Raw genomic sequence first — 20471 nt, 5'->3', positions numbered from 1 at the left:
TATTGCAATGGCCGTTGGCAAGGTGTCTGACGCCGATTTCGAGGCCGAAGTGCTCAAGGCGACCGGCCCGGTGGTGGTTGATTTCTGGGCAGAATGGTGCGGCCCGTGCCGCATGATCGCGCCCGCGCTCGACGAGATTTCCGGCGCCATGGGCGACAAGGTCAAGATCGTCAAGCTGAACGTCGACGAGAGCCCGAAGACGGCCTCGAAATACGGCGTGATGTCGATCCCGACCTTGATGATCTTCAAGGGCGGCGAGATGGCATCGCGCCAGGTCGGCGCCGCGCCGAAGCAGAAACTGCAGCAGTGGATTACGGCTGCGGTCTGATCGCGTCGCGCAGATAAATTTGCGGATCAGTGTAAAATCGATCCCCGCACTTGCTACCCCTCCAAAAGAAAAGGCCCGCCTCCAACCGCGGAAGCGGGCCTGATACTTTGGAGACAGCTATCAGCCTACAGCGACGCGACGCTCTGCAACAGACTCGAGGGCCTCTTTCACCGCGTCCGGCGAATGAGAAATCACAGTTAGGAGAACGCGGGCAGAACCGTCAGGGTAACGGCGTCCATGCTCCCATTGCCGAAGGGTACCCAAGCTAAACCCAAACTTGAGCGCAAACTCCGGCTGACTCATTCCTAATCCTTCCCGCAACTTTTTTACATCGATGTTGTCCGGTATTTGGTACCGGGTCACTCTTGCCTGTGCGGGCGCACCCTTGGCATAGGAAATCGCCTCCCGCAGACCGGCAACGATTTTATGCCTTTTTGCCATAGTCACTCTCCTTCATCCTCTCTACGCAAGATCACTGCCACCCCGCTGCTGTCGAATAACAAGCGCCCAACGCTCACTGTGTTGGGCAACAAGTTCATCGACCAAGCCCTTGATTTCATCTCTCCAGTCGAAATCCAGCGGAATACGCTCGCCCTTTTTGTAGAGTGCGAGCATGTACAAGGGCATATTCAGGTCTCGAAAGAAGTATACGATCTTAGCTTGCCGCCCAGGCTGCTTCTTGATCGGCCACTGTTGAACGCGGACACCGCCAGTTCCGGGCAGTATATCTCCGCTTTCGGGGTGAAGCGCGAGAAAGGTCTTCAACCTTTCATGCTCTTCAAAGTCTAGATACTGATCAGCCTCCCTCGTGTAGTTCAGCATTTCAGCAATGGTGATCGGATAGATACCGGTCCCCAACATGCGCAAATCTCCTGTACCTTGAGCTGTTGACTGGACCTCCCTGTTGATGTGCCGGTTCTTTGCCAGCTTGCTACTCTTCTACCACTGAGTCGGGGGGTGCGTCAATGACGCACTAGCCCCAAAGCCGCCAAAATTAATGCGCTTCAGATGGCCGATGGCAATGGCTCTGCCAAATCCGCTGTGGCTTCGCCCGCCGCAAAGGAGGTGATCCGGACCATGAAACTCCAAACACATGTCGACCCAATTGACCTGCTGGTCAAAGCGATGATGGTCGCCAGCTTCTAAGGAGGCGCGCCGCTCCAAATTGGAGCGGCTTTCCTTACGGGTGTTACCTTGAGCAGCAAAGGCGGAGGGCTATCCCAGTGGCGTGCCGTTGGCCGACAATACGTCGCCGGCGAGGTACAGCGAGCCCGTGATCAGAATACGCGGCGGCACCTCATAGGCGAGCCGTGCCAGCGCACGCAAGCCCGCTTCGACGCCGGCCGGGGTTTCCACCCGCATGCCAAGCTGCCGCGCGGCATCGGCCAGCCGGTCCGGCGGCATCGCGCCTTCGCGATCGGGGATCTGCACCGCCATGACGTGGCGGGTCAGGCCGGCGAAATTGGCGAGAAAGGCGTGCGCATCCTTGTTGGCCATCATGCCGACGATGATCACCAGCGGCCGCGAGACCCGCTCTTCGAGATCGCCGAGCGCCGCGGCGGCGACGCGCCCGCCTTCGGCATTGTGCCCGCCGTCGAGCCATATCTCGCATCCCGGCGGCCCCATATCCACCAGCGGGCCCGACGAAAGACGCTGCATCCGCGCCGGCCATTCGGCGTTGATGATTCCGGCCTCGAACGCCGATGGCTCGATCCTGAATGCGTCAAGCGCGCGCAGCGTCGCAATGGCAAGGCCGGCATTGTCGAATTGATGACGGCCGAACAGCTTTGGCGCCGCCAGATCCATCAAGCCGCGATCGTCCTGATAGACCAGGCGTCCGCGCTCGACGCCGACGTGCCACTCCTGCCCGGCCCGGTGCAGCGGCGCATGCAGGCGCCGGGCGCACGCTTCGATCACGGCGATCGCCTCCGGCGCCTGCTCGGCGCAAATCACCGGGGCCTCGCGCCTGATGATGCCGGCCTTTTCGCCGGCAATCGCCGTCAGGGTCGGCCCGAGAAACTCGGTGTGATCCATGCTGAGCGGCGCGATCACGCTCGCCAGCGGCTGATCGATCACATTGGTGGCGTCCAGCCGGCCGCCGAGACCGACTTCCAGCAGAACCACATCGGCGGGATGCTGCGCGAACAGACAAAACGCCGCCGCGGTTTCGATTTCAAAAATGGTGATCGGCTCTCCCGCATTGGCGCGCTCGCACTGCTCGAGGGTCGCGCGCAATTCGTCATCGCCGACCAAGACTCCGCCGCCGACATGCCCGAGCCGATAGCATTCATTGATCCGCACCAGATAGGGCGAGGTATAGACGTGAACGCGCAAGGACGCGGCTTCCAGAATTGCCCGCAAATAGGCGACCGTGGAACCCTTGCCATTGGTGCCGGCGACATGAATCACCGGCGGCAGCTTGCGTTCGGGGTGATCCAGCCGTTCGAGCAGCCGATGCATCCGTTTGAGATCGAGATCGATGCGTTGCGGATGCAGGCCAGACAGCCGCGCAATCAATTCGCCGAGCGGCGGGGTTGGTTGGGCCGCAGACGCGTTCACGCGTGGGGCGCTGCCGGCGCCATCTCCGCGCCGGTTGCGAGCGCCGCCGGAATCGCGGCCTGCGGCGCCGGCCTCGACGCGGTTTCCATGGCGGGCGATTTGGTCAGCAACCGGCAGAGCCGCGCCAGCGTCGGGCGCAGATCGTGGCGATGCACCACCATGTCGACCATGCCATGGTCTTTCAGGTATTCCGCGCGCTGAAATCCGTCCGGCAATTTCTCGCGAATGGTCTGTTCGATCACGCGCGCGCCGGCAAAGCCGATCAGCGCGCCGGGCTCGGCGATCTGCACGTCGCCCAGCATGGCATAGGAGGCGGTGACGCCGCCGGTGGTCGGATTGGTCAACACGACGATGTAGGGCAGCTTCGCCTCGCGCAGCATCTGCACGCCGACCGTCGTCCGCGGCATCTGCATCAGCGACAAAATGCCTTCCTGCATGCGGGCACCGCCGGAAGCCGCGAAAACGATGAACGGCGATTTCTTTTCGACCGCGAGTTCAAGCCCGCGCACGATGGCTTCGCCCGCCGCCATGCCGAGCGAACCGCCCATGAAATCGAAATCCTGCACCGCGACCACCACGGCGGCGCCCTCAAGCTTGCCGTAGCCGACCTTGATGGCGTCGTTCAGCCCGGTCCTGGCCCGCGCATCCTTGATGCGATCGGAATATTTGCGTTCGTCGCGGAATTTCAGCGGATCGGCGGTGACCTCGGGCAGCGCCACGTCGAACCAGGTCTCGTTATCGAAGATCGACTTGAGCCGCGCCACCGCGCCCATGCGCATGTGGTAATTCGAGCCGGGAATGACGAACTGATTGGCCTCGACGTCCTTGTAGAACACGAGCTGCCCCGAATCGGGGCATTTGATCCACAGATTCTCCGGCGTCTCGCGGCGCAGGATGTTGCGTATTTTCGGCCGGACGACGTTGGTGAGCCAATTCATTCTTCGCTCCGAATGGCGATCAAATCGCCTGAAATATATGGCGGCTCGGGGAGTGCTCGGCAAGCGGCCACCTGGAGGCTATCTCGCCGGCAATTGTGGCTTATTCCGCGGCCTGCTTGGCTCCCCGCACACCCTGCGCCAGCGCGGCGGCAAGACCCGCCACCGCATCGACGGTTCCACCGGTCGCCCGGCCGTCCGAATCGAGGCTGCCGCGCAAGGCATCGACCAGCGCGGTGCCGACCACCGCGCCGTCGGCATGCTCGGCGATGGCGCGCGCGGCTTCGGGGGTCCGGATGCCGAAGCCGACACAGACCGGCAGTTTCGTGTGCCGCTTGATGCGGGCGACGGCCTCGCCGACCGCGGTTGAATCGGCGCTGGCGCTGCCGGTGATGCCGGTGATGGAGACGTAATAAACGAAGCCGGACGTGTTGGAGAGCACCGCGGGCAGCCGCTTGTCATCGGTGGTCGGCGTCGCCAGCCGGATGAAATTCAGCCCGGCCTTCATCGCCGGCAGGCACAATTCCGTGTCTTCCTCCGGCGGCAGGTCGACAATGATCAAGCCGTCGACGCCAGCGGATTTCGCATCGATCAGAAATTTGTCGACGCCATAGATGTAGATCGGATTGTAGTAGCCCATCAGCACCAGCGGCGTGGCGTTATCGTCCTTGCGAAACCCGCGCACCATGGCCAGCGTCTTCTTCAGCGTCATGCCGGCCTTCAGCGCACGCAATCCCGCCGCCTGGATCGCGGGACCATCGGCCATCGGATCGGTGAAGGGCATGCCGATCTCGATGATATCGGCGCCCGCCTTCGGCAACGCTTTCAGAATATCGAGCGAGGTCGCGGGATCGGGATCGCCGGCCATCACGAAGGTGATGAAGCCGGAGCGGCGTTGCTTTTTCAGCGCGGCAAAGCGCGTGTCGATGCGGGTGGTCACTTCTTCTTCCCCCGCAAAATCTCCGCCACTTGCGGAATGTCCTTGTCGCCGCGACCGGAGAGGTTGACCACCATCAGATGCTCCTTCGGCCGTTTTGGCGCGAGCTCCATCACCTTGGCGATGGCGTGGGCCGGCTCCAGCGCGGGAATGATGCCTTCCAGCCTTGAGAGCAATTGAAACGCCGCCAGCGCTTCGTCATCGGTGGCGGACAGGTAGGTCACCCGGCCGGTTTCGTGCAGCCAGGAATGTTCCGGCCCGATGCCGGGATAATCCAGCCCCGCCGAAATCGAATGCGCGTCCTGGATCTGGCCGTCATCATCCATCAGCAGATAGGTGCGGTTGCCATGCAGCACGCCCGGCCGGCCGCCGGCGATCGAGGCGGCGTGCAATTGCGTCAGCCCATGACCGGCGGCCTCGACGCCAAAGATCTCTACCGAGGGATCGTCGAGGAACGGATGAAACAGGCCCATCGCATTGGAGCCGCCGCCGATGCAGGCGATCAGCGAGTCCGGCAGGCGGCCTTCTTCCTCCTGCATCTGCGCCCGGGTCTCGACGCCGATCACCGACTGGAAGTCGCGCACCATCATCGGATAGGGATGCGGGCCCGCCACCGTGCCGATGCAGTAAAACGTGTTGTGCACGTTGGTGACCCAGTCGCGCAGTGCGTCATTCATGGCGTCCTTCAGCGTTCGCGAGCCCGACTGAACCGGGATCACCTTGGCGCCCAGCATTTCCATGCGGATGACGTTGGGCTGCTGCCGCTCGACGTCGACCGCCCCCATATAGACGATGCATTCGAGCCCGAATCGCGCGCACAGCGTCGCGGTGGCGACGCCATGCTGGCCGGCGCCGGTTTCGGCGATGATGCGCTTCTTGCCCATGCGCCTCGCCACCATGATCTGGCCGAGCACGTTGTTGACCTTGTGCGAGCCGGTGTGATTGAGCTCCTCGCGCTTGAAATAGATTTTGGCGCCGCCAAGATGCTCGGTCAGGCGCTCGGCGAAATACAGCGGGGACGGTCGGCCGACATAGTGCTTGAGGTAGCCGTTCATTTCAGACTGGAACGCCGGATCGGCCTTGGCGTCGGCATAGGCCTTCTCCAGATCGAGGATCAGCGGCATCAGCGTTTCCGCGACGAAGCGGCCGCCAAAAATGCCGAAATGCCCGCGCTCGTCGGGGCCGCTCCGGAAGGAATTGGGTTTAGCGAGACTCATCGTTGCCTTTCGTCATGGCCGGTAGCTGCCGCGATCATCGAACACCTGCGGCCGTGAGGGCCGCATCATTTTCGACAGCGCGCGCCGCGCGAATAAAGGCGCGGATCATCTCGGGGTCCTTGTGACCCGGCGAGCTTTCCACGCCGGAAGAAACATCGACGCCGCCCGCGCACGTCACGCGGACGGCGTCCGCGACGTTGCCGGCATGAAGACCGCCCGAGACCATGAACGGCAGCTTTGAATCGAGATTTTCAAGCACATGCCAGTCGAACACCGCGCCGAGACCGCCGGGACGGGTGGCCTCCTTGGGCGCGCGGGCATCGAACAGGATGCGATCGGCGACGGCGGCATAGCCGGGCAGGCTTGCGAGATCGGCCGGGGTCGCGACCGCGATCGCCTTCATCACCGGCAGGCCGAATTTCTGCTTGATGTCGCGCAGCCGCGCCACGGACTCGCTGCCATGCAGCTGCAGGATATCGGGCTGCAACGCTTCGACGATGTTGGCGAGCGTTGCATCGTCGGCATCGACCGTCAGCGCCACCTTTGACGCGCGGCGGTTGGTGAGCTTGCCGAGATCGCGCGCGGTCTCGAGACTGAGATGGCGCGGCGACGGCGGGAAGAACACGAACCCCACCATGTCCGCGCCGGCGTCCAGCGCGACGTCGAGCGTCTCGCGCGTGGACAGGCCGCAAATTTTGACGATCAGGGACATGTTTTAAGGGCACGCCTTGGAGGAACCGCGACAGGGCCGAAAAGGCGTCTGCCGCTTGCGGGTGCGCGTTCTACAACGTCGCGCCCTGCTTGTCTCGCCCGGCGGCCCCATAACCGCCGCCCTGCGACGGCGCGGACAGGCGCTGCGGGCCCGGCCGCGAGGGCATTGAGGCGCCGGCCCGCAGATCGGCCAGTTGCGCCCGCGCAGCCCGCGCATCGGCCTCGTGCCGGCGCGCGGCGCGGCGCCAGTGGCGCTGCCGGAACCAGGTCGCGGAGCCGCCCGCCACCACGCCTGCGATCGCGACCGCGATGATGACGACGAACAGCGGCAAGGTGAAGCCGACCGTGGGATCGCTGGAATTGAACGGATCGAACGACACCGTCACCAGATGACGATTGGCGACCGCGAAGACGACAAAGAGCAAGCCCAGCGGGATCAGTACCAAAGCCGTGAAAAACTTGCGCATGACCGTCTCTCGCGGTGATGGAGATCGGGATCAGCTTCAGCTGCCGGCGTCCGGTCCCCCGCTTTCGCGGTTCAGCCGTTCGCGCATTTCCTTGCCGGTCTTGAAAAACGGCACGCTCTTCTGATCCACCGGCACATGGGCGCCGGTGCGCGGATTGCGCCCGGCACGCGCCGGGCGATGCTTCACCGAAAATGCACCGAAACCACGCAGCTCGACCCGATCGCCCCGCGCCAAGGCCGCGACGATCTCATCGAGGATCGCGTTGACGATGTTCTCGACATCCCGCTGATAGAGATGCGGGTTGTGCTCGGCGATACGCTGAACGAGTTCGGATTTGATCATCGAGGCGGGGACCCGGGAAGGTGCGATCACGCATTTCCGTGAAAATGCCTTGGACTGTCAAGACGCTAAATGAAATTTGGCGGACGCGAAAACACGTGACAAACGGCCGGATTAGGTATTGCGACAGCATTCCGCAACGCGGGAGGGGCGGGCGGAAACCGGACTTGCGGTTCAATCGGCCCCCGCCGGATGCCATAACGCCAACATGCCGTCGAGACCCAGACGATCGACGGCCTGCGCCATGCCGGTCTGCTCGACTTGTCGGGCGATCGCACCCAGGCCGAACGCGTCGAGCGTCACCGCGGCGGCCGCGCGCAGGAAGGTCAGGTCGCCGAAGCGCGGCGACAATTTGTAATCGCGCACCGGCAGATCGGCCTTGACGCCTTTTTGCGCCACCAGCCACGCGATCGCGATCTTCTCATCGCCGAGCTGATCAATCAGCTTGAGATCGACCGCCTGACGGCCGGTGAACACCCGTCCGTCGGCGACTTTTTCGAGCAATCCGTCGTCCATGCCGCGCCGCTCCTTCACGAGGCCGCGAAACCAGGCGTAGGAATCCTTCACCAGCGCGTCGAGCGCGGCGCGCGCCTCCGGACTGGTCGGCTCGAAGCCATTTGGCGCGGCTTTTAGCGGCGATGACTTCACTTCCTCGACCTTGACGCCGACGGTCTTCAGCAATTCGGTGAAATTCGGAAACTGGAACAGCACGCCGATCGAACCCACCAGCGAGCTCTGCTGGGCGACGATATGGTCGGCGGCGATGGCGGTGATATAGCCACCCGAAGCCGCCAGTCCCTCGACCACCACGACCAGCGGCTTCTTCGCCTTCAGGCGCACCAGCGCGTCATAAAGCTGCTCGGAGCCGGCGGTGGTGCCGCCGGGCGAATTGATGTGCACGACCACCGCCGCGGCACGTGAATTTTCCAGCCGCTCCAGCGCCTCGACGCGGTTCTGATCACTGCGGATCAGGCCTTCGATGTTGATGCGGGCAATCGAGCCCGCCGCCGTGAGCGCACCACGTCCGCCGGGCGCCGCGACCATGGCAACGGTGACGATCGCGGCGATCGCAATCAATGCAGCGACCACGCGCCAGAACGTCAGCTTGCGCCGTATCCTGCGACGATCGACGATGACATCCGAATCAAGCGACATCGAAAATTCTCCCGGAGGTGGCCTTTCAGGGGATCGCACGGTGATCTTCCGTATACCCCTAATATCTCGTGCCCTGATTACATCAATTGCGGTGCAATATGAAGAAAACAAGGCCCCTAACACCCTCTCCCCCTGGGGGAGAAGGGAGATGACCGCGCGGTACACCGAGAATAAAAAAGGCCCCGGTCGAAACCGGGGCCCGTTTGATGAGGCAGAGAGCCGAAAGACTTACTTGTCGGTGCGCTGCTTGAGCGCGGTGCCGAGAATGTCGCCGAGCGTCGCGCCCGAATCGGAGGAGCCGTACTGCGCGATGGCCTCCTTCTCTTCGGCGACTTCCAGCGCCTTGATCGAGACCTGCACCTTGCGGGCCTTCTTGTCGAACTGGATCACCCGCGCATCGACCTTTTCGCCGACGGCGAAACGCTCGGCGCGCTGATCGTTGCGGTCACGGGCGAGTTCGGACCGCTTGATGAAGGTGGTGAAGTCGGTACCGGCGATCTTCACCTCGATGCCGCTTTCCTTCACTTCGAGTACTTCGCAGGTCACGACCGCGCCCTTCTTGACGTCGCCGGGTTCGGCGAACGGATCGCCTTCGAGCTGCTTGACGCCGAGCGAGATGCGCTCCTTCTCGACATCGACATCGAGCACCACGGCCTTGACCATGTCGCCCTTCTTGAAGTTGTCGATCACCTGCTCGCCCGGAACCTTCCAGTCGAGGTCGGACAGATGGACCATGCCGTCGACATCGCCCTCGAGCCCGAGGAACAGACCGAACTCGGTCTTGTTCTTGACCTCGCCTTCGACCGTGGAGCCGACCGGGAATTTCTCGACGAACACTTCCCAGGGGTTGCGCATGGTCTGCTTGAGGCCAAGTGAAATCCGGCGCTTGACCGAATCGACTTCGAGAACCTGCACTTCGACTTCCTGCGAGGTCGAGACGATCTTGCCGGGATGCATGTTCTTCTTGGTCCACGACATCTCCGAAACGTGGATCAGGCCTTCGATGCCCGGCTCCAGTTCGACGAACGCGCCGTAGTCGGTGATGTTGGTGACGCGGCCGGTGAAGCGGGCATTGAGCGGATACTTCGCCTCGATGCCCTGCCACGGATCGTCCAGCAACTGCTTCATGCCGAGCGAGATGCGGTGGGTCTCGTGGTTGATCTTGATGATCTTGACCTTCACGGTCTGGCCGATGGTCAAAACCTCGGTCGGGTGATTGACCCGGCGCCAGGCGATATCGGTGACGTGCAACAGGCCGTCGATGCCGCCGAGATCGACGAACGCGCCGTAATCGGTGATGTTCTTGACGACCCCGTCGATGACCTGCCCCTCTTCGAGGTTCTGCACCAGTTCCTGGCGCTGTTCGGCGCGGGTCTCTTCCAGAACCGTGCGGCGCGACACCACGATGTTGCCGCGGCGGCGATCCATCTTGAGAATCTGGAACGGCTGCGAATTGTTCATCAGCGGCGCGACGTCGCGAATCGGGCGGATGTCGACCTGCGAACGCGGCAGGAAGGCGACCGCGCCGTCGAGATCGACGGTGAAGCCGCCCTTGACCTGATTGAAGATGACGCCGTGAACCTTCTCGTTGTTGTTGAAGGCCTTCTCGAGCTTGCCCCAGCTTTCCTCGCGGCGCGCCTTGTCGCGCGACAGCACGGCCTCGCCGAGCGCATTCTCGATGCGGTCGAGAAACACCTCGACCTCGTCGCCGACCTTGAGTTCGCTTTCGCGGCCGGGTCCTGCGAATTCACGCAGCGCCACACGGCCTTCGGTCTTCAGGCCGACGTCGATGACGGCCATGTCCTTCTCGATCGCAACAACGATGCCCTTGATGACGGAGCTTTCCTGCAGGTTGCCGCCGGCGAAGGACTCGTCGAGCATGGCGGCAAAATCGTCGCGGGAAGGATTATAGGAGGTAGCAGTCGAAGCCATTTGTTCTCCAGATGCGGGTATTGCCGGCCATTCGGGTTAAGGGGCGTATCGGGCGTGAAGGGTTAGAGGTCCGCAAACCCTAACGACCGCCTCGCAAAAAATCGCGAGAGCGGGCCGGCAGCTTGCCTGCACGTTCGATACGTTGATTTGTTTTGTCCGGAACCTTGAGCGTGTCGATCTCGAAGCCTGGAGCGGGCTTTCCTCCAATGACGGCAGCGGTTTCGTCTGAAAGCGCTCAGACCCGCTGCCGGCCCGCTCGGACGGCCTCGACAATGTCGATGGCGGCCCGGACGCCGCCTTCTATATCCAAATGGGAGTTGTCGAGCAAGTAAGCATCTGCGGCCGGTTTTAAAGGCGCCACGGCCCGGTTCTGGTCGCGCTCGTCGCGCCTGAGGATATCGGCCAGCACGGCGGCCTCGTCGGCGTCCTCGCCCCGCGCCCGCGCTTCCAGGGTCCGGCGGCGGGCGCGGACCCTGGGGTCGGCTAACACGAAGATTTTCACGTCGGCGTCCGGACAGATCACGGTTCCGATGTCGCGGCCATCGAGCACGGCGCCCGGCGGATCGGCGGCGAACTGCCGCTGGAAGTTCAACAGCACCTCCCGCACCTTCGGAATCGCCGACACCACCGAGGCAGCGTCGCCCACCGCCTGGGTCTTGAGCGCCGGATTTCCGAACTTCTCGGGATCAAGCTCGAGGGCCGCGGAGACGGCGAGTACCTCGTCGGTCAGGTCGGCCCCGGCGTCCAACATCGCCTTGGCGACCGCCCGGTAGATCACGCCGGTATCGAGATGACGATAGCCGTAATGCCTGGCGAGCCGCTTGCCCAGCGTGCCCTTGCCCGACGCGGCCGGTCCGTCGATGGCGATGATCATGAGAACTCCGCCCCAATCGCGCGCATCATCGGGATGAAATCGGGAAAGCTGGTGGCGATGAAGCCGGTGTCATCGACCCTGACCGGCTTGTCGGCGGCAAGACCCATCACCAGCGCCGACATCGCGATGCGATGATCCATATGGGTGGCGACCAGGCCATCGCCGGGGACATGGCCCTTGCCTTCGACGATCAAATCATCCCCCGAGATCTCGACCTTGACGCCGTTGACGCGCAGCATCGCGGCGGTCGCTTCCAGCCGGTCGGATTCCTTGACGCGCAATTCCTTCAGGCCGCGCATGATCGTGGTGCCCTCGGCGAAGCCCGCCGCCACCGCCAGCACCAGATACTCGTCGATCATCGAGGGCGCGCGTTCGGGGGGCACCTCGACGCCGCGCAGTTTCGAGGCGCGCACCCGAAGCTGCGCCATCGGTTCGCCGGCATCGTCGCGAACCAGGCTTTGCTCGATCGAGCCGCCCATCTCGCGCAGCGTCGTGAATAGCCCGGTGCGCAGCGGATTGGTCATGACATCAGACAGAACCAGGTCCGAGCCTTCCACGATCAAGGCGGCCACGATCGGGAATGCCGCCGACGACGGATCGGCCGGCACCACGACCTCGGCGCCATGCAGTTCGGGCTGGCCTGTCAGCGCGATTCTGCGGCCGTGGCGGCCTTCCGGCAGGGAGGTGATCTGCGCCCCGAAATGCCTGAGCATCAGTTCGGTGTGGTCGCGGCTGGCCTCGGTTTCTATCACGGTGGTGATCCCTGGAGCCGCCAGCCCAGCCAGCAGCACCGCGGATTTGATCTGGGCCGAGGCCACCGGCGTGCGGTAGAGGATCGGCAACGGGTCGCGTGCGCCGCTCAGCGTCAGCGGCAGGCGGCCGCCAGGCCCGCTGGAGCCGACCCGCGCGCCCATCAATTCCAGGGGATCAAGCACCCTTCGCATTGGCCTTGAGCGCAACGATGCGTCGCCATCGAAAACCGCCGTGATCGGGCAGCCGGCGACCGCGCCCATCACCAACCGGCAGCCGGTGCCGGAATTGCCGAAATCGAGCGGAGCGTCCGGCTGGGCCAACCCCGCCACCCCCACGCCCCGCACCGACCAGGCAAAATCTCCGGTCCGCACCACTTTTGCGCCCAAAGCCCGCATGGCTTTGGCGGTATTCAGCACGTCTTCGCCCTCAAGCAGGCCCGATATGCGGGTTTCGCCAACCGCCAGCGCGCCCAAAATCAGGGCCCGGTGCGAAATCGACTTGTCGCCGGGAACCCGGACCTTCCCGGTCAGGGATCCGCTCGAACGGGCTTCCAGCGGCGTCTTATGATCGGCAAGGCGATCCGAATGGGTCAAGATTGTGTCCTCTGCGAGGGCGGCAGGTATCACATGGGACGCACCGCGTCACGCCGACCGTCCATCTTCCATAAAGCGCTATTGACAGCGGCGCACCAACTAGCCAAGTGAAGCACCGTTTTTCAGAAAATTCCCAGGATTCCACACGTGGCCAAATCCGATCTCGGAACCAAACGCATTTGCCCGACGACGGGTAAGAAGTTTTACGACCTCAACAAGAGCCCGGTGATCTCACCCTATACCGGCGAGGTGGTGCCGATCGCGCCGATTCCCCCGCCCCGGACAAGGGCCGACGCCGCCGCGCGCGCCAGCGCCGCTGCGGCGGCTTCCGCCGCCGAAGCCACGCCGGAGCCGGTAGAGGCCGAGGAGTTGGTGCCGCTCGAGGAAGCCGACGCCGAGGAGAACACCGGCAAGGTCAAGGCCGTCGTTCCCGAATCGGAAGACGATATCGAGATCGACGAGACCATCGAAGGCGACGATGACGATGATTCGACCTTCATCGCCGACGAGGAAGAAGGCGACGAGGACGTCACCGATATCATCGGCGACGTCGGCGGCGACGAGGAGACTTGAGATCGGCCCTGAACTGTGTTCAGGGTTTTGCGCAACGCGCCGCCCAAAGGCGCGTGGGCTGGGCATGATCCGGAAAAGTGCGTACCGGTTTTCCGAATTGATTGTGCTCTAGCGAGAGTTAAGGGGCCATAGCTCAGCTGGGAGAGCGCTTGCATGGCATGCAAGAGGTCGGCGGTTCGATCCCGCCTGGCTCCACCAGCCTTCGCTTGCTTCGCAAGCTACGGCTCGGCAAGCCACGTGCCTGCCCATCGTAGCGAAGCAAACGAAGGCTGCCGCGTCGTAGCCCGCAGGGCGAAGACGGGCCTCGGCATATCCTGTCGCCGCGAACCCGAAGCTTATGAAATACGTCTATATCCTCGAAAGTCACGATTCCGACCATTTCTACGCTGGTCTTACCGATGACGTGCCGGCGCGATTAGCGAAACACAACGCCGGCGAGGTATCGCATACTTCGAAGTACAGGCCTTGGCTATTGAAGACTTACGTCGCTTTCAGTGACGAAAAGCGGGCGATTGCTTTCGAGAAGGACCTTGAGTCGGGGTCCGGCCGGGCATTTGCGAAGACGCGGCTGTGATGATTTAAACTCACAACGACACCCTTCTCCGCAACTTCGCAAGAAACCACTGATGACAACCGAAAATGCTCCCGGCGCGATGACCGGATTGCGCGTGATCGACCTCACGCGGGTTCTCGGCGGGCCCTACTGCACGCAAATCCTCGCCGATCACGGCGCCGACGTGATCAAGGTCGAGCCGCCGGCCGGCGACGAAGTGCGCGACTGGGGACCGCCGTTCCATGGCGAGGACGCGGCCTACTATGTCGGCATCAACCGCAACAAGCGTTCGATCGGGCTCGATCTGGCTTCAGAAGGCGGCCGCGCCGTGCTGATGAAGATGCTCGAGGGCGCCGACGTCCTGATCGAGAATTTCAAGCCCGGCACGCTCGACAAATGGGGCATCGGCAACGACGTGTTGCGCGCAAGATTTCCGAAACTGGTTCACTGCCGCATCTCGGGTTTCGGCGCCGACGGTCCGCGCGGCGGCAATCCCGGCTACGACGCCATCATTCAGGCCATGACCGGAATGATCGCCGCGACCGGCTCGCCGCAATCCGGCCCGATGCGGATCGGCGTTCCGCTGGTGGATATCTCCACCGGGCTGTACGCGGCGATCGGCATCCTGATGGCGCTGTCGGAACGGCAGCGATCAGGCCTCGGACAGTTTCTCGAAACCACGCTGTATGAAACCGGCCTTTCGATCATGCATCCGCATGCCGCGAATTATTTCATGCACGGCAAGCCGCCGCAGCTCACCGGCAACGAGCATCCCAATCTCGTGCCCTATGCGATCTTCCCGACCCGCACCGCCAATATCTTCATCGGCGTCGGCAATGACGCGACCTTCCGCAAGCTCTGTAAGGAGATCGGCAAACCCGAACTCGGCACCGATCCACGCTTTGCGCGCAACAAGGATCGCATCGCCAACCGCGACGCATTGCGCACCGAACTCGCCGCCGTGTTCAGCCAGCACGACGCCGAGCCGCTGTGCGATCGCCTGCTCGCCGCGGGCCTGCCAGCCGGGCCGGTGCAGTCGATCGACCAGGCCCTGACCAGCGCCCACACCATCCATCGCGGCGACGTCATCGAAAAGGATTGGTACAAGGGGGTGGCCTCGCCCATCCGTCTTGAACGCAGCAAGCCAAGCCTGCGCAGCGTTCCGCCCAAATTCAGCCAACACACCAGCGAGGTGCTGACGGAGTTCGGGTATTCCGAAGGCGAGATCGACGCGCTGATCGCCAAGGGGGTTGTCTGCGGCAGCGAACGCAGGCGCTAAACCCCTCGACCCGCCGCGTCGACGCGCCGCAGCATCTTCCGGCGCGCTCGCCCGCAAGGGTGGCGTTGGGGGTGCTTGAACACCCCTAAAATATGCCCATATTGGTGATTGATCGGCGGGCCAATTCGCCATCCGATCACGTTGGGGCGCCGCAAGGGCCCTGAAACTTCAAAGTCGCTTCGAGAGGGCTTTGCGAAAATATGTCTCGTGTTCCTTCGTTATCCAGTCCGTTCTTGCTGGGATTCGACGAAATTGAGCGTGTGCTCGATCGCGTCGTCAAAGGCGCCGACGGTTATCCTCCCTACAACATCGAGCGCTGCGACCGCGCCAACGGTCAGCCTGAACGCTTGTGCATCACGCTCGCGGTGGCGGGATTTACCCGTGACCAACTCGATGTAACCATTGAGGAAAACCAGCTCGTGATCCGGGGCCGCCAGCAGGACGACAAGGCCCGGCAATACATCCATCGCGGCATCGCCGCGCGCCACTTCCAGCGCACCTTCGTGCTGGCAGAGGGGATGCAGGTGCTGGGCGCGGACCTGAAAAACGGGCTGTTGTCGATCGAGCTGGCCCGGCCGGAGCCGGAAAAGGTCGTTAAGACAATCGCTATCAATGAGCACGAATAATGGGAACGAGTAGCGGACTCGACCGCTTAAGCTAATAGAGGAGTCGAGACCATGACTGAAGTTGAAGTGGTGTTTGAATCGGCAGGGGTTTCCCCGGAGGCGCTGGCGAGCCTGGGCGAGGGCCATATCGCCTATGTGAAGCAGATCCGTTCCGAGGACGTTCCGGGGCTGTTTCCGCAGGCGCCCAAGATCGCGCCGGGCCTGAAACTGTTTGCGCTGCACGCCGCCGACGGCACGCCGATCATGCTGACCGACAGCCGGGAAGCCGCGATCGCGAATGCCTGGAGCAACGAACTGCAGGCCGTCAGCGTCCACTGACGCGGCGGGATCCGGAGATGTGTCATACGCGGGCGTGATCCCGCGTATCCGCTGTCTCCGTCAGATCTGTTTTTCAAAAAACATGGAATGCCGTTAGCGCAGACGAGCCCACGCCATCTGCGCGAGGCACATTGCTGTTTCCGGCGATAATGGCGGCGCTTGCTAGGCCGCTGTCGCCGGCGGCAGCGCCAGCACCGAATAGATCGCCGGGCCATCGCGCGAGGCCCGCAGCTTCTTGGCGACGTCCTGATCGCGCAACAGCCGCGCGATCCGCGCCAGCGCTTTCAGGTGATCGGCGCCCGCACCTTCCGGCGCCAGCAGCAGGAATACCAGATCGACCGGCTGGCCATCCATCGCCTCGAAATCGATCGGGCGTTCGAGGCGGGCAAACAGGCCGAACAGCTTTTCCAGTTTGGGGAGCTTGCCGTGCGGGATGGCGACGCCGTAGCCGACCGCGGTGGTTCCCAGCTTTTCCCGCTGCAGCAGCACCTCAAAGATCGAACGCTCGTTCTGGCCGGTCAGGCTGGCTGCCCGCGCCGCCAGTTCCTGGAGCGCCTGCTTCTTGCTGTTGACCTTCAACGCCGGGAGAATCGCCTCGGGTGCGACCAGATCGGTAATCGTCATGGGGCGTTCCGAGGTAAATTGACCGTCAGGTTGCGAAACAGGGTTCAGCGGGCGGCATCAACAAGATAGGGCGGGAACGGCGGCCTACCGCCCGGTCCTAATTGGGGGGCTTCTACTCCAACGCAAGAGCAGTGCCAACACCCGTGGCGTTATTCCCGGCCCCTATCGTTAAGGGCGCGGACCATAGGGAGGGGTCCGGTGGGCGTCAATGCCGATCGGCCGCTACCCCCCGGAGTTAACCACAGGGGGATCGATCCAGCCGACATTGCCGTCGGGACGGCGGTAAATGATATTCACCCGGCCGCTCGATCCGTGCTGGAACACCAGGCAGGCCGCGCCGGTCAAGTCCAGTTCCATCACCGCCTGGCTTACCGACATCCGCTTCAGGGACGTCGTCGCCTCGGCGATGATCACCGGGCTGTAACCGGTCTCGTCGTGCTCCTCGTCTCCCGCGGGCGCCTCAATCACATAGCTCGGGGCATCCAGGGTGGGGGCCGTCAACTCAACCATCGCCACCGCTTCCGCGTGCGACTTTCGGGCCGAGCGATCCTTCAGCCGGCTCTTGTAGCGCCGCAGCCGCTTTTCGATCATCAGCAACGCCTGGTCGGCGCTGGCATAGGCATCCGCAGCATTGGAATCGGCCTCGAGCGTGATTCCGGAATCCAGATGCAGCGCGCAATCGGTGCGAAATCCGAAGCCGTCCTTGCTCAGCGTGATGTGGCCGGAATAGTTGCCATCGAAATATTTGCGCAGCACCTCATCGGTGCGCTCGCTGACCCGCCCGCGCAGCGCGTCGCCGACACTGATGCTTTTTCCCGAAATCCGGAGAGTCATGGTTGCTGCCTCGATTCTTTGAGCGGAGTTGACACTATTCCGATTTCGCCGGGACGCAATCAGGCGGGCTGCGTATCCCGGGACCGGTCCGAGGATGCGGCGGGCGCCGACAGCGCGTTACCAAGCATGCTTTGCTTGTCGCGTCGGCGCTGCACCGACGAGGGAATTCGCATCGCTTCGCGGTATTTCGCGACGGTGCGACGGGCGATATCAATGCCCGATTCGCGCAATCGTTCCACGATGGTGTCGTCCGAAAGGATCGTCGCGGGTTCTTCCGCATCGATCAATTGCTTGATGTGGTGACGAACCGCCTCCGCCGAATGGGCTTCGCCGCCGTCGGCCGACGCAATCGAAGCGGTGAAGAAGTATTTCAGCTCGAAGCTGCCGCGATTGGTCGCCATGTATTTGTTGGCGGTGACCCGCGACACCGTCGATTCATGCATCTGGATCGCGTCCGCGACGGCCTTGAGGTTGAGCGGCCTCAAATGCGCGACGCCGTGGGTAAAGAAGCCATCCTGCTGGCGCACGATCTCGGTTGCGACCTTGAGGATGGTGCGGGCGCGCTGATCGAGCGCGCGCACCAGCCAGGTCGCGTTCTGCAGGCAATCGCTGAAATAGGATTTGTCGCCGTCCTTGCGGATCGTCTTCGACAGTTCGGTGTAATAGATCTGGTTGACCAGCACACGCGGCAACGTGTCGCTGTTGAGTTCGACATGCCAGCCGCCATCGGGCCCGGGCCGAACGTAGACGTCCGGCACCATGGTCTGCGTCCGCGCCGATCCGAATTTCAATCCCGGTTTCGGATTGAGACGGCGAATTTCGCCGATCATATCGGTGATGTCTTCGTCATCGACCCCGCACAATTTTCGCAACGCGGCGATATCGCGCTTTGCCAGGAGATCGAGGTGTTCGACGAGCGCCTGCATCGCAGGGTCGTAACGATTGAGTTCGCGCAGCTGGATCGCCAGGCACTCGCTCAAGCTTCGTGCGCAGACGCCGGGCGGATCGAATTTCTGCAGCACCGCCAGCACCGCCTCGACGTCTTTCTGCGACGCGCCGAGCCGCTCGGCGGCCTGGCCGAGATCCGGCGGCAGATAACCCGCTTCATCGACGAGGTCGATCAGGTACTGGCCGATCATGCGCTGCGCCGGGTCGGCGAAAGCCACCGCCAGTTGCTCGGCAAGATGGCCGCCGAGCGTCACCTCGGCGGCGACGAAGGCTTCGAGGTTATAGCTGTCATCGTTGGAGGCGCCGCCGCCCCATTCGGTATACGCGGTCGGCGCCGCATCCTGCGCGGTGCGCGCCGCGGCCTCCGCGGGTTCCTCGGAAAACACGTTGTCGAGCGGGGTGTCGAGGGTCTGCTCGATCTCGGCACGGCTGCCGAGTTCGCGGTTCATCCACTCTTCCTGGGCCGGCTCGAAGGTTTCACCGGCGGAGCCGCTGGGCTCGCCGCCTGCGTCGTCGCCACCGGCGCCAAATTCGTCGGAATCGGAGAATTCAGCCCGCTCCGGCGCCGGCTCGCCCGCCACCGGCGCCTCGGAACCGTCGCTGGCGCGTTCCAGCAGCGGATTCCGCTCCAGTTCCTCCTCGACAAAGGCCGACAGATCGAGATTCGACAGCTGCAGCAGCTTGATTGCCTGCATCAGCTGCGGCGTCATCACCAGCGACTGCGACTGGCGGAACTCTAATCTCTGCGTCAGCGCCATGGAGACAAGAACCGATCCCAAAAGTTGGTCCGATTCTTGCTTAAACTAGTCGAAAGCCGATGTACACGGCTTGACGTATTGGAAAAAAAGACTAGAGGGCAGGTTTTCCGCCAAGGCTAAAGCCGGAATTCCTCGCCAAGGTAAAGGCGGCGCACGTCCGGGTCGTTGACGATCTCATCCGGCGACCCCTCGGTCAGGATCTCCCCCGCATAGACGATATAGGCACGATCCGTCAGTCCCAGCGTTTCCCGCACATTGTGGTCGGTGATCAACACGCCGATGCCGCGATTGGTGAGATGGCGGACGAGATCCTGAATGTCGCCGACCGCGATCGGATCGATGCCGGCGAACGGTTCGTCGAGCAGCATGTAGTTGGGACGGGTTGCCAGCGCGCGCGCGATCTCGACGCGGCGCCGCTCGCCGCCCGACAGGGCAATTGACGGCGTTTTTCGCAACCGCGTGATGTTGAATTCGTCGAGCAGGGAATTGAGTTCGGCTTCGCGCTTTTTCTTCGAGGGCTCGACGACCTCCAGCACGGCGCGGATATTCTGCTCCACCGTGAGGCCGCGGAAGATCGACGCTTCCTGCGGCAGGTAACCGATGCCGAGCCGGGCGCGCTGATACATCGGCAGCTTGGTGACGTCGTGGCCGTCGAGCTCGATGCTGCCGCGATCGGCCTTGATCAGGCCGGTAATCATATAGAAGACCGTGGTCTTGCCGGCACCGTTGGGGCCCAGCAAACCCACCGCCTCGCCGCGACGGACGTAGATGCTGACACCGCGCACGACCTGACGGGTGCCGAAGCTCTTTTCCACGCTATGCACAGCCAGATAGCCCGCCCGTGGCACGGGCCGCGGCGCCGTTGCACCGTTGGTCTTGGCTGGCGAGGGCCGCGGCTTTTCGGCCCGGGGCAGGTCCAGTTTTTGTACCGGTGCGGCGCGGGCCAAGGGCGGCGCGTCGCGCACCGGGCTTGTCAGCATCTCGCCCATGGTATCGCCGAGCGCGGTGATATCCGCGCGCGTGCGAGCAAATCCCGGCGAACTGCGCTTCGCCGGGCGGCGACGGAACATGCCGAGTAAATCCACCATTCCCGCTTCGCTCAGCCTTTCACGGTGTTCCGCGACCCGCCGCGGCGATTCGCGCGCGCCCCGCGCAACA

At 63.2% G+C, this 20471-nt stretch carries 24 protein-coding genes and 1 tRNA gene; 8 read left to right on the top strand and 17 right to left on the bottom strand.

The window, feature by feature from the left end; genetic code table 11:
- Positions 1-7: 7 nt before the first annotated feature.
- Positions 8-328 carry a thioredoxin gene (gene trxA, locus E8A46_RS26545; RefSeq protein ID WP_291567524.1) on the top strand — a complete coding sequence of 107 codons (321 nt, stop codon included), beginning with the start codon at positions 8-10 and terminating at the stop codon, positions 326-328.
- Positions 329-448: 120 nt separating this feature from the next.
- Here trxA and E8A46_RS26540 read toward each other — a convergent pair whose 3' ends face one another.
- Together E8A46_RS26540 and E8A46_RS26535 are read right to left on the bottom strand one after the other, a co-directional pair.
- Positions 449-769, bottom strand: a complete 321-nt coding sequence (locus E8A46_RS26540) for a helix-turn-helix domain-containing protein (RefSeq protein WP_291567522.1) — start codon at positions 767-769, stop codon at positions 449-451.
- 21 nt (positions 770-790) lie between these two features.
- Positions 791-1189, bottom strand: coding sequence for an addiction module toxin RelE (locus E8A46_RS26535; RefSeq protein ID WP_291567520.1), 399 nt, complete (start codon positions 1187-1189; stop codon positions 791-793).
- Between the two features lie 147 nt (positions 1190-1336).
- Here E8A46_RS26535 and E8A46_RS26530 point away from each other — a divergent pair, with 147 nt between their 5' ends.
- Complete coding sequence (locus E8A46_RS26530; RefSeq protein WP_291567518.1) at positions 1337-1474, top strand: hypothetical protein; 138 nt, start codon at positions 1337-1339, stop codon at positions 1472-1474.
- 69 nt (positions 1475-1543) lie between these two features.
- Here the strand turns inward: E8A46_RS26530 and E8A46_RS26525 are convergent, their stop codons facing one another.
- The 11 genes from E8A46_RS26525 to aroA all read right to left on the bottom strand — a co-directional run bounded on the left by E8A46_RS26525 (position 1544) and on the right by aroA (position 12800).
- Positions 1544-2887, bottom strand: a complete 1344-nt coding sequence (locus tag E8A46_RS26525) for a folylpolyglutamate synthase/dihydrofolate synthase family protein (RefSeq protein WP_291567516.1) — start codon at positions 2885-2887, stop codon at positions 1544-1546.
- A complete protein-coding gene (gene accD, locus E8A46_RS26520; protein WP_291567514.1) occupies positions 2884-3825 on the bottom strand; it encodes an acetyl-CoA carboxylase, carboxyltransferase subunit beta in 942 nt (313 codons plus the stop codon). Before accD ends, E8A46_RS26525 begins: the two co-directional genes overlap by 4 nt.
- Before the next feature lie 100 nt (positions 3826-3925).
- Entirely contained in the window at positions 3926-4762 is an 837-nt protein-coding gene (trpA, locus tag E8A46_RS26515) for a tryptophan synthase subunit alpha (RefSeq protein WP_291567512.1), read from the bottom strand.
- Positions 4759-5976: a tryptophan synthase subunit beta gene (trpB, locus tag E8A46_RS26510; protein WP_291567510.1), complete on the bottom strand. Its 1218-nt coding sequence runs from the start codon at positions 5974-5976 to the stop codon at positions 4759-4761. The genes trpA and trpB overlap by 4 nt, the downstream gene beginning before the upstream one ends.
- Positions 5977-6010: 34 nt before the next feature.
- Complete coding sequence (locus E8A46_RS26505) at positions 6011-6688, bottom strand: phosphoribosylanthranilate isomerase (RefSeq protein WP_291567508.1); 678 nt, start codon at positions 6686-6688, stop codon at positions 6011-6013.
- Between the two features lie 70 nt (positions 6689-6758).
- On the bottom strand, positions 6759-7154 hold the full coding sequence (locus E8A46_RS26500; RefSeq protein WP_291567506.1) for a lipopolysaccharide assembly protein LapA domain-containing protein: 396 nt from the start codon (positions 7152-7154) through the stop codon (positions 6759-6761).
- 36 nt (positions 7155-7190) lie between these two features.
- Positions 7191-7496 (bottom strand): integration host factor subunit beta, encoded by a 306-nt coding sequence (locus tag E8A46_RS26495; RefSeq protein ID WP_291567617.1) that lies wholly within the window; start codon positions 7494-7496, stop codon positions 7191-7193.
- A 171-nt stretch (positions 7497-7667) separates the two neighbouring features.
- On the bottom strand, positions 7668-8648 hold the full coding sequence (gene sppA / locus E8A46_RS26490) for a signal peptide peptidase SppA (protein WP_291567505.1): 981 nt from the start codon (positions 8646-8648) through the stop codon (positions 7668-7670).
- A 228-nt stretch (positions 8649-8876) separates the two neighbouring features.
- Positions 8877-10580, bottom strand: a complete 1704-nt coding sequence (gene rpsA / locus E8A46_RS26485) for a 30S ribosomal protein S1 (RefSeq protein WP_291567503.1) — start codon at positions 10578-10580, stop codon at positions 8877-8879.
- A 235-nt stretch (positions 10581-10815) separates the two neighbouring features.
- Complete coding sequence (gene cmk, locus E8A46_RS26480) at positions 10816-11454, bottom strand: (d)CMP kinase (RefSeq protein ID WP_291567502.1); 639 nt, start codon at positions 11452-11454, stop codon at positions 10816-10818.
- Positions 11451-12800, bottom strand: a complete 1350-nt coding sequence (gene aroA / locus E8A46_RS26475; protein WP_291567500.1) for a 3-phosphoshikimate 1-carboxyvinyltransferase — start codon at positions 12798-12800, stop codon at positions 11451-11453. The genes cmk and aroA overlap by 4 nt, the downstream gene beginning before the upstream one ends.
- 147 nt (positions 12801-12947) lie before the next feature.
- Between aroA and E8A46_RS26470 the strand changes: the two genes are divergently transcribed.
- From E8A46_RS26470 to E8A46_RS26445, 6 genes are all read left to right on the top strand, one after another.
- Positions 12948-13373, top strand: a complete 426-nt coding sequence (locus E8A46_RS26470) for a TIGR02300 family protein (protein WP_291567498.1) — start codon at positions 12948-12950, stop codon at positions 13371-13373.
- A 122-nt stretch (positions 13374-13495) separates the two neighbouring features.
- Positions 13496-13571 (top strand) — tRNA-Ala (locus E8A46_RS26465).
- A 139-nt stretch (positions 13572-13710) separates the two neighbouring features.
- Positions 13711-13947 carry a GIY-YIG nuclease family protein gene (locus E8A46_RS26460; RefSeq protein WP_291567496.1) on the top strand — a complete coding sequence of 79 codons (237 nt, stop codon included), beginning with the start codon at positions 13711-13713 and terminating at the stop codon, positions 13945-13947.
- A gap of 52 nt (positions 13948-13999) precedes the next feature.
- Positions 14000-15205 carry a CaiB/BaiF CoA-transferase family protein gene (locus tag E8A46_RS26455; RefSeq protein ID WP_291567494.1) on the top strand — a complete coding sequence of 402 codons (1206 nt, stop codon included), beginning with the start codon at positions 14000-14002 and terminating at the stop codon, positions 15203-15205.
- Between the two features lie 200 nt (positions 15206-15405).
- Positions 15406-15831 carry an Hsp20 family protein gene (locus E8A46_RS26450; protein WP_291567492.1) on the top strand — a complete coding sequence of 142 codons (426 nt, stop codon included), beginning with the start codon at positions 15406-15408 and terminating at the stop codon, positions 15829-15831.
- 51 nt (positions 15832-15882) lie between these two features.
- Complete coding sequence (locus E8A46_RS26445; RefSeq protein WP_291567490.1) at positions 15883-16149, top strand: DUF1150 domain-containing protein; 267 nt, start codon at positions 15883-15885, stop codon at positions 16147-16149.
- Positions 16150-16311: 162 nt separating this feature from the next.
- Here the strand turns inward: E8A46_RS26445 and ptsN are convergent, their stop codons facing one another.
- From ptsN to lptB, 4 genes are all read right to left on the bottom strand, one after another.
- Positions 16312-16773 (bottom strand): PTS IIA-like nitrogen regulatory protein PtsN, encoded by a 462-nt coding sequence (gene ptsN, locus E8A46_RS26440; protein WP_291567488.1) that lies wholly within the window; start codon positions 16771-16773, stop codon positions 16312-16314.
- A 222-nt stretch (positions 16774-16995) separates the two neighbouring features.
- Complete coding sequence (gene raiA / locus E8A46_RS26435; protein ID WP_291567486.1) at positions 16996-17607, bottom strand: ribosome-associated translation inhibitor RaiA; 612 nt, start codon at positions 17605-17607, stop codon at positions 16996-16998.
- Positions 17608-17666: 59 nt separating this feature from the next.
- Complete coding sequence (gene rpoN / locus E8A46_RS26430) at positions 17667-19313, bottom strand: RNA polymerase factor sigma-54 (protein ID WP_291567484.1); 1647 nt, start codon at positions 19311-19313, stop codon at positions 17667-17669.
- Positions 19314-19429: 116 nt separating this feature from the next.
- The gene (lptB, locus tag E8A46_RS26425) at positions 19430-20401 is read right to left on the bottom strand and encodes an LPS export ABC transporter ATP-binding protein (protein WP_291567482.1); all 972 of its coding nucleotides are present in this window, start codon (positions 20399-20401) and stop codon (positions 19430-19432) included.
- Positions 20402-20471 lie beyond the last annotated feature (70 nt).

It is taken from the genome of Bradyrhizobium sp., assembly GCF_004799445.1.
Taxonomy (GTDB): domain Bacteria; phylum Pseudomonadota; class Alphaproteobacteria; order Rhizobiales; family Xanthobacteraceae; genus Bradyrhizobium.
The sequence above is the reverse complement of the archived record's forward strand: the minus strand, read 5'-3'. Positions and strand labels throughout refer to the sequence as shown.

Excerpts from the sequence above, each read along its gene's own strand:
- lptB (WP_291567482.1), bottom strand. The coding sequence starts at position 20,401 with ATGGTGGATTTACTCGGCATGTTCCGTCGCCGCCCGGCGAAGCGCAGT.
- E8A46_RS26505 (WP_291567508.1), bottom strand. The coding sequence starts at position 6,688 with ATGTCCCTGATCGTCAAAATTTGCGGCCTGTCCACGCGCGAGACGCTC.
- raiA (WP_291567486.1), bottom strand. The coding sequence starts at position 17,607 with ATGACTCTCCGGATTTCGGGAAAAAGCATCAGTGTCGGCGACGCGCTG.
- E8A46_RS26500 (WP_291567506.1), bottom strand. The coding sequence starts at position 7,154 with ATGCGCAAGTTTTTCACGGCTTTGGTACTGATCCCGCTGGGCTTGCTC.
- E8A46_RS26540 (WP_291567522.1), bottom strand. The coding sequence starts at position 769 with ATGGCAAAAAGGCATAAAATCGTTGCCGGTCTGCGGGAGGCGATTTCC.
- E8A46_RS26530 (WP_291567518.1), top strand. The coding sequence starts at position 1,337 with ATGGCCGATGGCAATGGCTCTGCCAAATCCGCTGTGGCTTCGCCCGCC.
- rpoN (WP_291567484.1), bottom strand. The coding sequence starts at position 19,313 with ATGGCGCTGACGCAGAGATTAGAGTTCCGCCAGTCGCAGTCGCTGGTG.
- E8A46_RS26495 (WP_291567617.1), bottom strand. The coding sequence starts at position 7,496 with ATGATCAAATCCGAACTCGTTCAGCGTATCGCCGAGCACAACCCGCAT.
- E8A46_RS26460 (WP_291567496.1), top strand. The coding sequence starts at position 13,711 with ATGAAATACGTCTATATCCTCGAAAGTCACGATTCCGACCATTTCTAC.
- trxA (WP_291567524.1), top strand. The coding sequence starts at position 8 with ATGGCCGTTGGCAAGGTGTCTGACGCCGATTTCGAGGCCGAAGTGCTC.
- sppA (WP_291567505.1), bottom strand. The coding sequence starts at position 8,648 with ATGTCGCTTGATTCGGATGTCATCGTCGATCGTCGCAGGATACGGCGC.
- trpB (WP_291567510.1), bottom strand. The coding sequence starts at position 5,976 with ATGAGTCTCGCTAAACCCAATTCCTTCCGGAGCGGCCCCGACGAGCGC.
- ptsN (WP_291567488.1), bottom strand. The coding sequence starts at position 16,773 with ATGACGATTACCGATCTGGTCGCACCCGAGGCGATTCTCCCGGCGTTG.
- E8A46_RS26445 (WP_291567490.1), top strand. The coding sequence starts at position 15,883 with ATGACTGAAGTTGAAGTGGTGTTTGAATCGGCAGGGGTTTCCCCGGAG.
- E8A46_RS26535 (WP_291567520.1), bottom strand. The coding sequence starts at position 1,189 with ATGTTGGGGACCGGTATCTATCCGATCACCATTGCTGAAATGCTGAAC.
- rpsA (WP_291567503.1), bottom strand. The coding sequence starts at position 10,580 with ATGGCTTCGACTGCTACCTCCTATAATCCTTCCCGCGACGATTTTGCC.
- E8A46_RS26450 (WP_291567492.1), top strand. The coding sequence starts at position 15,406 with ATGTCTCGTGTTCCTTCGTTATCCAGTCCGTTCTTGCTGGGATTCGAC.
- E8A46_RS26455 (WP_291567494.1), top strand. The coding sequence starts at position 14,000 with ATGACAACCGAAAATGCTCCCGGCGCGATGACCGGATTGCGCGTGATC.
- accD (WP_291567514.1), bottom strand. The coding sequence starts at position 3,825 with ATGAATTGGCTCACCAACGTCGTCCGGCCGAAAATACGCAACATCCTG.
- cmk (WP_291567502.1), bottom strand. The coding sequence starts at position 11,454 with ATGATCATCGCCATCGACGGACCGGCCGCGTCGGGCAAGGGCACGCTG.